The organism is Streptomyces sp. NPDC058751 (assembly GCF_042746485.1).
In the GTDB taxonomy this organism is placed as follows: Bacteria; Actinomycetota; Actinomycetes; order Streptomycetales; family Streptomycetaceae; genus Streptomyces.
In genome coordinates this window covers 18,043-27,090 of record NZ_JBHYPZ010000013.1, presented here as the reverse complement: position 1 = coordinate 27,090, position 9,048 = coordinate 18,043, and the positions used below count along the sequence as shown (strand labels likewise).

Annotated in this window: 7 protein-coding genes; 3 read left to right on the top strand and 4 right to left on the bottom strand. The window is 70.6% G+C overall.

The features are described 5' to 3' along the window. The first annotated feature begins 193 nt into the window (after window positions 1-193). A complete protein-coding gene (locus ACFW6B_RS14615; protein ID WP_386595721.1) occupies window positions 194-1,294 on the top strand; it encodes a calcium:proton antiporter in 1,101 nt (366 codons plus the stop codon). A gap of 7 nt (window positions 1,295-1,301) precedes the next feature. Here the strand turns inward: ACFW6B_RS14615 and ACFW6B_RS14610 are convergent, their stop codons facing one another. Both ACFW6B_RS14610 and ACFW6B_RS14605 read right to left on the bottom strand, forming a co-directional pair. Further along, the gene (locus tag ACFW6B_RS14610) at window positions 1,302-2,570 is read right to left on the bottom strand and encodes an MFS transporter (RefSeq protein WP_386595719.1); all 1,269 of its coding nucleotides are present in this window, start codon (window positions 2,568-2,570) and stop codon (window positions 1,302-1,304) included. A gap of 93 nt (window positions 2,571-2,663) precedes the next feature. Next, window positions 2,664-3,710 carry a S66 peptidase family protein gene (locus ACFW6B_RS14605; RefSeq protein WP_386595716.1) on the bottom strand — a complete coding sequence of 349 codons (1,047 nt, stop codon included), beginning with the start codon at window positions 3,708-3,710 and terminating at the stop codon, window positions 2,664-2,666. A gap of 101 nt (window positions 3,711-3,811) precedes the next feature. On the opposite strand from ACFW6B_RS14605, the gene aroQ reads away from it, so the two are divergent. Then, the gene (aroQ, locus tag ACFW6B_RS14600) at window positions 3,812-4,285 is read left to right on the top strand and encodes a type II 3-dehydroquinate dehydratase (RefSeq protein ID WP_386595714.1); all 474 of its coding nucleotides are present in this window, start codon (window positions 3,812-3,814) and stop codon (window positions 4,283-4,285) included. 91 nt (window positions 4,286-4,376) lie between these two features. On the opposite strand, the gene ACFW6B_RS14595 is transcribed toward aroQ, so the two are convergent. Both ACFW6B_RS14595 and ACFW6B_RS14590 read right to left on the bottom strand, forming a co-directional pair. Next, the gene (locus tag ACFW6B_RS14595) at window positions 4,377-5,033 is read right to left on the bottom strand and encodes an MBL fold metallo-hydrolase (RefSeq protein ID WP_386595712.1); all 657 of its coding nucleotides are present in this window, start codon (window positions 5,031-5,033) and stop codon (window positions 4,377-4,379) included. A gap of 9 nt (window positions 5,034-5,042) precedes the next feature. After that, the gene (locus ACFW6B_RS14590) at window positions 5,043-5,732 is read right to left on the bottom strand and encodes a maleylpyruvate isomerase family mycothiol-dependent enzyme (protein WP_386595710.1); all 690 of its coding nucleotides are present in this window, start codon (window positions 5,730-5,732) and stop codon (window positions 5,043-5,045) included. Between the two features lie 223 nt (window positions 5,733-5,955). Here ACFW6B_RS14590 and uvrA point away from each other — a divergent pair, with 223 nt between their 5' ends. After that, window positions 5,956-8,961 carry an excinuclease ABC subunit UvrA gene (gene uvrA / locus ACFW6B_RS14585; RefSeq protein ID WP_386595708.1) on the top strand — a complete coding sequence of 1,002 codons (3,006 nt, stop codon included), beginning with the start codon at window positions 5,956-5,958 and terminating at the stop codon, window positions 8,959-8,961. Window positions 8,962-9,048: the final 87 nt, after the last annotated feature.

The following is a 9,048-nucleotide window of genomic DNA, read 5'->3' as shown; positions in this document are numbered from 1 at the left end:
GTCCGGGGGCGTGTTTCTCCGGTTCCGGGCCCCCCCGGGCGGGCCCCACCGCCGCGCCCCCCCCCGGGGGGGGGGGGGGGGCGCCCGGGCCCCCCCCCCCCCCCCCGGCGCTCTCGCGGGCCCGGGCGCCGCGAGGAAACGCACCCGGTGCCCCCGGAGTGCGGGGCACGCCTTCGACTGCAACGATCGCGGCATGATCGTTCGGCTCAGGTCGCTCGCGACACAGTGGACCGTGGTGGTGCCCGTGATCGCGGTGGTGCTGCTGACCCTCACCTGGGGGCGCGACCTGCCGGGCGCGGTCGTCGCACTGGTGACACTGGTCCTCGCGGGTTCCGTGCTCTCCGCGGTGCACCACGCCGAGGTCGTCGCCCACCGGGTGGGGGAACCCTTCGGATCCCTCGTCCTCGCCGTCGCCGTCACGATCATCGAAGTCGCCCTCATCGTCACCCTGATGGCAGACGGAGGCGCCAAGAGTTCGACACTGGCCCGCGACACGGTGTTCGCGGCAGTGATGATCACCTGCAACGGGATCGTCGGCCTGTGTCTGCTCACCGCGTCACTGCGCCACGGGTTCGCCGTGTTCAACGCCGAGGGAACCGGGGCAGCCCTGGCGACCGTCGCGACGCTCGCCACACTCAGCCTCGTCTTCCCGACCTTCACCACGAGCAAGCCGGGACCGGAGTTCTCCCCCGCGCAGCTCACCTTCGCCGCGGTCGCCTCCCTGGTGCTGTACGGCCTGTTCGTGGCGACCCAGACCGTCCGCCACCGCGACTATTTCCTGCCGATCACCCAGCAGGGTGAAGTCATCGACGTGGACGACCACGCCGTCGCGCCGTCCGCCCGCGAGGCCGGGTTCAGCCTGGGGCTCCTCGGTCTGGCCCTGGTCGGCGTGGTCGGCCTCGCCAAGGGGGTGTCGCCCACCATCGAGTCCGGGGTCGAGGCGGCCGGCATGCCGCACTCCGTGGTCGGTGTGATCATCGCGCTGCTCGTGCTCCTCCCGGAGACCATCGCCGCGCTGCGCTCCGCCCGCCGGAACCGGGTGCAGACCAGTCTGAACCTGGCCCTCGGCTCCGCGATGGCCAGCATCGGACTGACCATCCCCGCCGTCGCCCTGGCCTCGATCTGGCTCTCCGGACCACTCGTTCTCGGTCTCGACGCCACCGAGATGGTGCTGCTCGCGCTGACCGTGGTCGTGAGCTCCCTGACGGTCGTTCCCGGGCGGGCCACCCCGCTCCAGGGAGGCGTTCACCTGGTCGTGTTCGCCGCCTATCTGGAACTGGCCGTCAACCCCTGACCGGTACTCACTTCGCGACGGGGACGGCCTTCAGGGCGGGCACCGGCCGGGTCTCCGGCAGCAGCGCGAAGCATCCGAGGCTCAGCAGCGCGATCCCCGTCAGATAGGCGGCCACACCCCACGGCACGCCTTCCCCGCTCGCCACCGCCGTCGCCACGACCGGGGTGAGCGCGCCTCCGAGGACCCCGCCCAGGTTGTAGCCGACGGCCGCGCCCGTGCAGCGCACCCTCGGCTCGTACAGTTCCGGCAGATAGGCGGCGATCACCGCGAACATGGTGACGAAGGCGATCAGGGCCACCAGGAAGCCGAGGAACATCAGCAGCGGTTCACCGGTCGACAGCAGTCCGATCATCGGGAACATCCACAGCGCGGCGCCCACGCAGCCCGCCATGCACAGCGGCCGCCGTCCGTAGCGGTCCCCCAGCAGGGCCACCAGGGGTGTCAGAGCCCCCTTCACCACCACCGCGGCCATGATGCAGACCAGCATGACCGTGCGGCTCACGCCGAGCCGGCCCACACCGTAGGCGAGCGCCCAGGTCGTCACCGCGTAGAAGACGGCGTATCCGACGGCGAGTCCGCCGGCCGTCAGCAGGACGAGACGCCAGTGATCGCGCGCCACCTCGGCGAGCGGTACCCGCGCGCGGTCGTCCATCTCGAGGAACCGCGGGGTCTCCTCGACGGAGCGGCGCAGCCACAGCCCGGCCGCCGCGAGCACCCCCGCCGCCCAGAACGGCACCCGCCAGCCCCACTGCGCGAACTGCGCGTCGGACAGCGTCGACGACAGCGCCAGCATCACGCCGTTGGCCAGCACGAACCCGAGAGACGGGCCGATCTGCGGGAAACTCGACCACAGCCCGCGCCGCCCGGCAGGCGCGTGCTCGGCCGTCAGGAGCACCGCCCCGCCCCACTCGCCGCCGAGTCCGAGCCCCTGCAGGAAACGCAGCGCCACCAGCAGCAGCGGGGCCGCAACACCGATGCGGTCGTAGGTGGGAACACAGCCGACGGCGACGGTCGCCGCGCCTGTCAGCAGCAGCGAGGCCAGCAGCACCGGCCGCCGCCCGCGCCGGTCCCCGAGGTGCCCGAACAGCACTGAGCCCAGCGGACGGGCGACGAACCCGACGCCGAACGTCCCGAAGGCCGCCAGGGTCCCCGCCAGCGGCGAGAACGTCGGGAAGAACAGTGGTCCGAGAACCAGCGCCGCCGCGGTCCCGTAGACGAAGAAGTCGTAGAACTCGATGGCCGTTCCGGTGAGCGAGGCGACAGCGAGCCGCAGCATGGAAGGCGCCCTTACGGTGCGTACGTCGTGCATGCCGGATCAACTACCCACAGTGACCATCGGTTACGGGGGTGCGCGTGAGTGCGGCGTGCGTCAGTAGGTGACGGTGATGCGCCGGGCCGGGCCGTCGACCCGGACGGTCCCTCCGTAGGGGATGACGAGCTGCGGATCGGTGTGACCGAGGTCCACGTCGAGGACGACCATCATGTCCGGGGCGTACGTGCCGATGGCGCGGAGGACCGCTTCGCGCTGGTCGTGGGCGTAACGGGCCCTGGCCTCCGGTTCGAGGGGCCGCTGGAACGACCACGCCTTCGGGCGGCCCATGAGGAGTGCCGGGAAGCGCCGCAGCAGACCCCGCTCGCCCATGCTGCGCAGGATCCGGAAGACGTCGTCGGCCCCGGGCATGTCCTCCGAGGTCTCGAGGAACAGCACATGACCGTCGTACACGGAAGGATCACGGGCGATCTCGCGGTCGGCCATCAGCAGCCACGACAGGATCTCGATGTTGCCGCCCCAGGAACGGCCCTCGACCACCCGGTCAGGGCGGATCCAGGTCCAGCCCGAGCCCGGCTCGGTCGGCGGCTCGGCGAGGAAGCTCTCCGGTGCCTCCCAGGGCACGTCGACCTCCCGGAAGCGGTCGGCAGGACGCAGCTCGTAGGGCCCGGACGTGAACAGGGCGGCCCGCAGCGACTCCGCGGTCAGCGGGGCCATGGCACCCGGCCGGCCGAGCTCGCACATCACCGTCGCGCCGTGGTAGCCGACGATCCCGGCGTTCCACAGGTGGACGAGGAGGTTCGTGTTGTCGCTGAATCCGAAGAACGGCTTCGGGTCCGCCCGGATCAACTCACGGTCCAGCAGCGGCAGCACGGTGATCTGGTCGTCGCCGCCGATGGACGCGATGACCCCCCTGACCGTCGGATCGGCGAACGCCGCGTGGATGTCGTCGGCCCGTTCCCGCGGGGTGGATCCCATCTTCCGGGTCGCCGGGTACTCGACCGGCTCCAGACCGAACTCCTTCCGCAGCCGCTCCAGGCCCAGTTCGTACGGGAGCGGCAGGAGGCCGGGCAGCCCGCTGGACGGCGAGATCACGGCTATCCGGTCGCCGGGCACGGGCTTGGGAGGGTACGCGGGCGTGGTCATGGTGGGAGCCTACGAGCCGTCCTCCCTCCGGCGCACCGTGATAAACCGGGTCCGAGCAGCGGCCCCTGACGGGCCGGCGGATCCCAAGGACCGGAGGAAACGTGCCCCGCACCCTCACCGACGCCCCGATCATGATTCTCAACGGCCCCAACCTGAACCTCCTCGGGCAGCGGCAGCCGGAGATCTACGGCTCCGACACGCTGGCGGACGTCGAGGCGCTGTGTGCCAAGGCGGCGGCCGCGCACGGAGGCACCGTGGACTTCCGGCAGTCCAACCACGAGGGCGAGCTGGTGGACTGGATCCAGGAGGCCCGCCTGAACCACGCGGGGATCGTGATCAACCCGGCCGCGTACTCGCACACCTCCGTCGCCATCCTGGATGCGCTCAACACCTGTGACGGGCTTCCGGTGGTGGAAGTCCATATCTCCAACATCCACCAGCGTGAGGAGTTCCGGCACCACTCGTATGTCTCGCTGCGGGCCGACGGGGTCATCGCGGGCTGCGGCGTGCAGGGGTACGCGTTCGCGGTGGAGCGGGTGGCGGTGCTCGCGGGAACGGGCCGGGCGGACACCTGAGCGCGGGATTCCGGCCGGGGTGCGGTCACGGTGCTCCGGCGGCAGGGCGGGGCCGTCCCGCCCGGGACGGCCCCGCTCCTGTGCCGGCGGGTCACCAGCCCCGGGCTCTCCACTCCGGCAGGTGCGGGCGCTCGGCGCCCAGCGTTGTGTCGTTGCCGTGGCCGGGGTACACCCAGGTCTCGTCCGGCAGTACGTCGAAGATCCTCGTCTCGACGTCGTGGATGAGCCGGGCGAATGCCTCCGGGTCCTTGAACGTGTTGCCCACGCCGCCGGGGAAGAGGCAGTCGCCCGTGAACACGTGCGGGTGACCGTGCGGGTCGTCGTAGACGAGGGCGATCGAGCCCGGTGTGTGCCCGACCAGGTGGCGCGCGGTGAGTTCCACGTTGCCCACCTTGACCGTGTCGCCGTCCCGCAGGGGGACGTCGGTCGGCACCGGGATGCCGTCGGCGTCGTCCGCGCCCGCGTAGGTGCGCGCGCCCGTGGCGGCCACGACCTCGGCGAGCGCCTGCCAGTGGTCGCCGTGCCGGTGCGTGGTCACGACGGACGCGATGCCGTCGTCACCGATCAGGGTGAGCAGTGTCGAGGCGTCGTTCGCCGCGTCGATCAGGAGCTGCTCGTCGGTGGCCCGGCAGCGCAGCAGATACGCGTTGTTGTCCATGGGGCCGACCGCGACCTTGGAGATCATCAGGTCCGGCAGCTCGTGCACGTCGGCCGGGCCGCCGACCGTCACCGCTCCGCTGTACGTCATGACGGCAGCCTATAGCGGAGGAAGCGCCGGGAGCGGGCCGCCGCGAACCGCCAGACCGGTGCCGTCGCGGCGGCCGCAGAGCCAGCCGAGCAGGTCGGCCGCCGGGCCCTGGACGGCGACCGGTCCGCCCCCGGCGCCGCCGCCCGTGGTCCACACCCGGCCGTCGCCGGTGTCCAGCGCCGTGGAGGGCACGTCCGCGTGGCCTCCGAACCGCTCCGCGAGGAAGTCGATCTCCCGGGTCACGAACTCCTCCGGCAGGTCCTCCAGCTCGTACCCGATGCCCAGGTCCACGTGGTGCAGGTCGACCTCGACCCAGCGCCGGAACGGCACCCGGGCCGCGGAGTCGGTGACCCCGTTGCGCAGCGCCACCGTGCGGGACCAGTCCGCGGGATCGGCTCCCGTCCCGTCGAAGCGGGCCGCGCTCTCCCGCAGGTCCGTCAGCTGTGCTTCCAGGGGACGCGGCGCGTCCCTTTCGATGTCGGCGTCCCGGGTGCTCGCGGACGCGTACATGGGACGCCCCTCCAGGACGTTCACCAGGGCGTCCGCGTTGCGGGACAGGTGGGCGAGCACGTGTCCGCGGCTCCAGCCGGGCAGCCGTGACGGCTCGGCCACCGCGGCGTTGTCCAGTTTGGCGACCGCGGTGAGCAGTCGTTCCGTCGCGTCACGTACAGACGCCAGGTCGCGCACATGATCCATCATGAGGTCGACCCTAGCCCCGCCACACGTTCGGGTGAAGCTGGTCGACCACCCCCGTAAATCGAATGCGCGTGCTATACGCTCGTCGGTGGCGTCGGGCATGCTGGATGGCCCGGGATTGTTGTGAACCAGCGAAAGCAACCGGCGCTGTCAGTGGCTCGCCCTAGTCTGGGATGACGGGGGCCCGCGGCCCCTGTCACTTCTCTCAAGAAAGGTACGGACCGGCGTGGCCGACCGTCTCATCGTCCGTGGAGCGCGCGAGCACAACCTGAAGAATGTCTCGCTCGACCTCCCGCGCGACTCGCTCATCGTCTTCACGGGCCTGTCGGGGTCGGGCAAGTCCTCCCTCGCCTTCGACACGATCTTCGCCGAGGGCCAGCGGCGCTACGTGGAGTCCCTGTCCTCGTACGCCCGGCAGTTCCTCGGCCAGATGGACAAGCCGGACGTGGACTTCATCGAGGGTCTCTCCCCGGCCGTCTCCATCGACCAGAAGTCGACCTCGCGCAACCCGCGTTCGACGGTCGGCACCATCACCGAGGTCTACGACTACCTGCGCCTGCTCTTCGCGCGCATCGGCAAGCCGCACTGTCCCGAGTGCAGCCGCCCCATCTCGCGCCAGTCTCCGCAGGCCATCGTCGACAAGGTGCTGGAGCTCCCGGAGGGGAGCCGCTTCCAGGTCCTGTCGCCGCTGGTGCGCGAGCGCAAGGGGGAGTTCGTCGACCTCTTCGCGGACCTCCAGACCAAGGGGTACAGCCGGGCCCGGGTCGACGGCGAGACGATCCAGCTGAGCGAGCCGCCCGCCCTGAAGAAGCAGGAGAAGCACACCATCGAGGTGGTCATCGACCGCCTCACGGTGAAGGACTCCGCCAAGCGCCGTCTCACCGACTCGGTGGAGACCGCGCTCGGTCTGTCCGGCGGCATGGTCGTGCTCGACTTCGTCGACCTCCCCGAGGACGACCCCGAGCGCGAGCGCATGTACTCGGAGCACCTGTACTGCCCCTACGACGACCTGTCCTTCGAGGAGCTGGAGCCCCGCTCCTTCTCCTTCAACTCGCCGTTCGGCGCCTGCCCCGAGTGCACCGGAATCGGCACGCGGATGGAGGTCGACCCCGAGCTGATCGTCCCGGACGAGGACAAGTCCCTCGACGAGGGCGCCATCCACGCCTGGTCGCACGGACACACCAAGGACTACTTCGGCCGACTGATCGGCGCCCTCGCGGACGCGCTGGGCTTCCGGACCGACATCCCCTTCGCCGGGCTGCCGCAGCGGGCCAGGAAGGCCCTGCTCTACGGCCACAAGACGCAGATCGAGGTCCGCTACCGCAACCGGTACGGCCGCGAGCGCGTGTACACCACGCCCTTCGAAGGGGCCGTCCCCTTCGTCAAGCGGCGCCACAGCGAGTCCGAGAGCGACGCGAGCCGTGAGCGCTTCGAGGGCTACATGCGCGAGGTGCCCTGCCCCACCTGTCAGGGCACGCGTCTGAAGCCGCTGGTCCTCGCGGTCACGGTCATGGAGAAGTCCATCGCCGAGGTCGCCGCCATGTCGATCAGCGACTGCGCGGACTTCCTGGGGGAGCTGAAGCTCAACGCCCGCGACAAGAAGATCGCCGAGCGCGTCCTGAAGGAGGTCAACGAACGGCTGCGCTTCCTGGTCGACGTGGGCCTCGACTATCTCTCGCTGAACCGCGCGGCCGGCACCCTCTCCGGCGGCGAGGCACAGCGCATCCGTCTGGCCACCCAGATCGGTTCCGGACTCGTCGGCGTCCTGTACGTCCTCGACGAGCCCTCCATCGGCCTGCACCAGCGCGACAACCACCGGCTGATCGAGACCCTCGTCCGCCTCCGCGACATGGGCAACACGCTCATCGTCGTCGAGCACGACGAGGACACCATCAAGGTCGCCGACTGGGTCGTCGACATCGGTCCCGGCGCGGGCGAGCACGGCGGCAAGGTCGTGCACAGCGGTCCCCTGAAGGAACTCCTCGGCAACACCGAGTCGATGACCGGGCAGTACCTCTCGCGCAAGCGGCAGATCCCTACCCCGGACGTCCGCCGTCCCGCCGACCCCGCCCGCAGCCTCACCGTGCACGGCGCCCGCGAGAACAACCTCCGGGACATCGACGTGTCCTTCCCGCTGGGTGTCCTGACCGCCGTCACCGGTGTGTCGGGTTCCGGCAAGTCGACCCTGGTCAACGACATCCTGTACACGCACCTGGCCCGCGAGCTGAACGGCGCGCGGAACGTGCCGGGGCGCCACACGCGCGTGGACGGCGACGACCTCGTCGACAAGGTCGTGCACGTCGACCAGTCGCCCATCGGCCGTACGCCCCGCTCCAACCCGGCGACGTACACCGGGGTCTTCGACCACGTCCGCAAGCTGTTCGCCGAGACCACCGAGGCGAAGGTGCGGGGCTATCTGCCCGGCCGCTTCTCCTTCAACGTCAAGGGCGGCCGCTGCGAGAACTGCTCCGGCGACGGCACCATCAAGATCGAGATGAACTTCCTGCCGGACGTGTACGTCCCCTGCGAGGTCTGCCACGGGGCGCGCTACAACCGGGAGACCCTGGAGGTCCACTACAAGGGCAAGTCCATCTCCGAGGTCCTGGACATGCCCATCGAGGAGGCGCTCGGCTTCTTCGAGGCGGTGCCGGCGATCGCCCGCCACCTCAGGACGCTCAACGACGTCGGCCTCGGCTACGTCAGGCTCGGCCAGTCCGCGCCGACGCTGTCCGGCGGTGAGGCGCAGCGCGTCAAGCTCGCCAGCGAGCTCCAGAAGCGCTCCACCGGCCGCACGGTCTACGTGCTCGACGAGCCGACCACCGGTCTGCACTTCGAGGACATCAGCAAGCTCATCACGGTGCTGTCCGGTCTGGTGGACAAGGGCAACACGGTCATCGTCATCGAGCACAACCTCGACGTCATCAAGACCGCGGACTGGGTCGTCGACATGGGCCCCGAGGGCGGCAGCGGCGGCGGTCTCGTGATCGCGGAGGGCACACCAGAGGAGGTCGCCGGCGTTCCGGCCAGCCACACCGGCAAGTTCCTGCGCGAGATCCTCGGCGCCGACCGGATCAGCGACGCCGCTCCCGTGAAGGCCCCGCGCAAGACGGCCGCGAAGAAGACGGTCGCCGCCGGGACGACGGCGAGGAAGACGGCCACGAAGTCCGTCGACGGCACGGCCGCCAAGAAGACGGCCGCGGCGAAGAAGACCACGCGGGCCCGAAAGGCCTGATCCGGCCGGTCCTGCCATGTCGACGGGCGGCGCCCCACGGGAACTCCCCGCGGGGCGCCGCCCGTTGGCACATTCGCTGCCCGACTG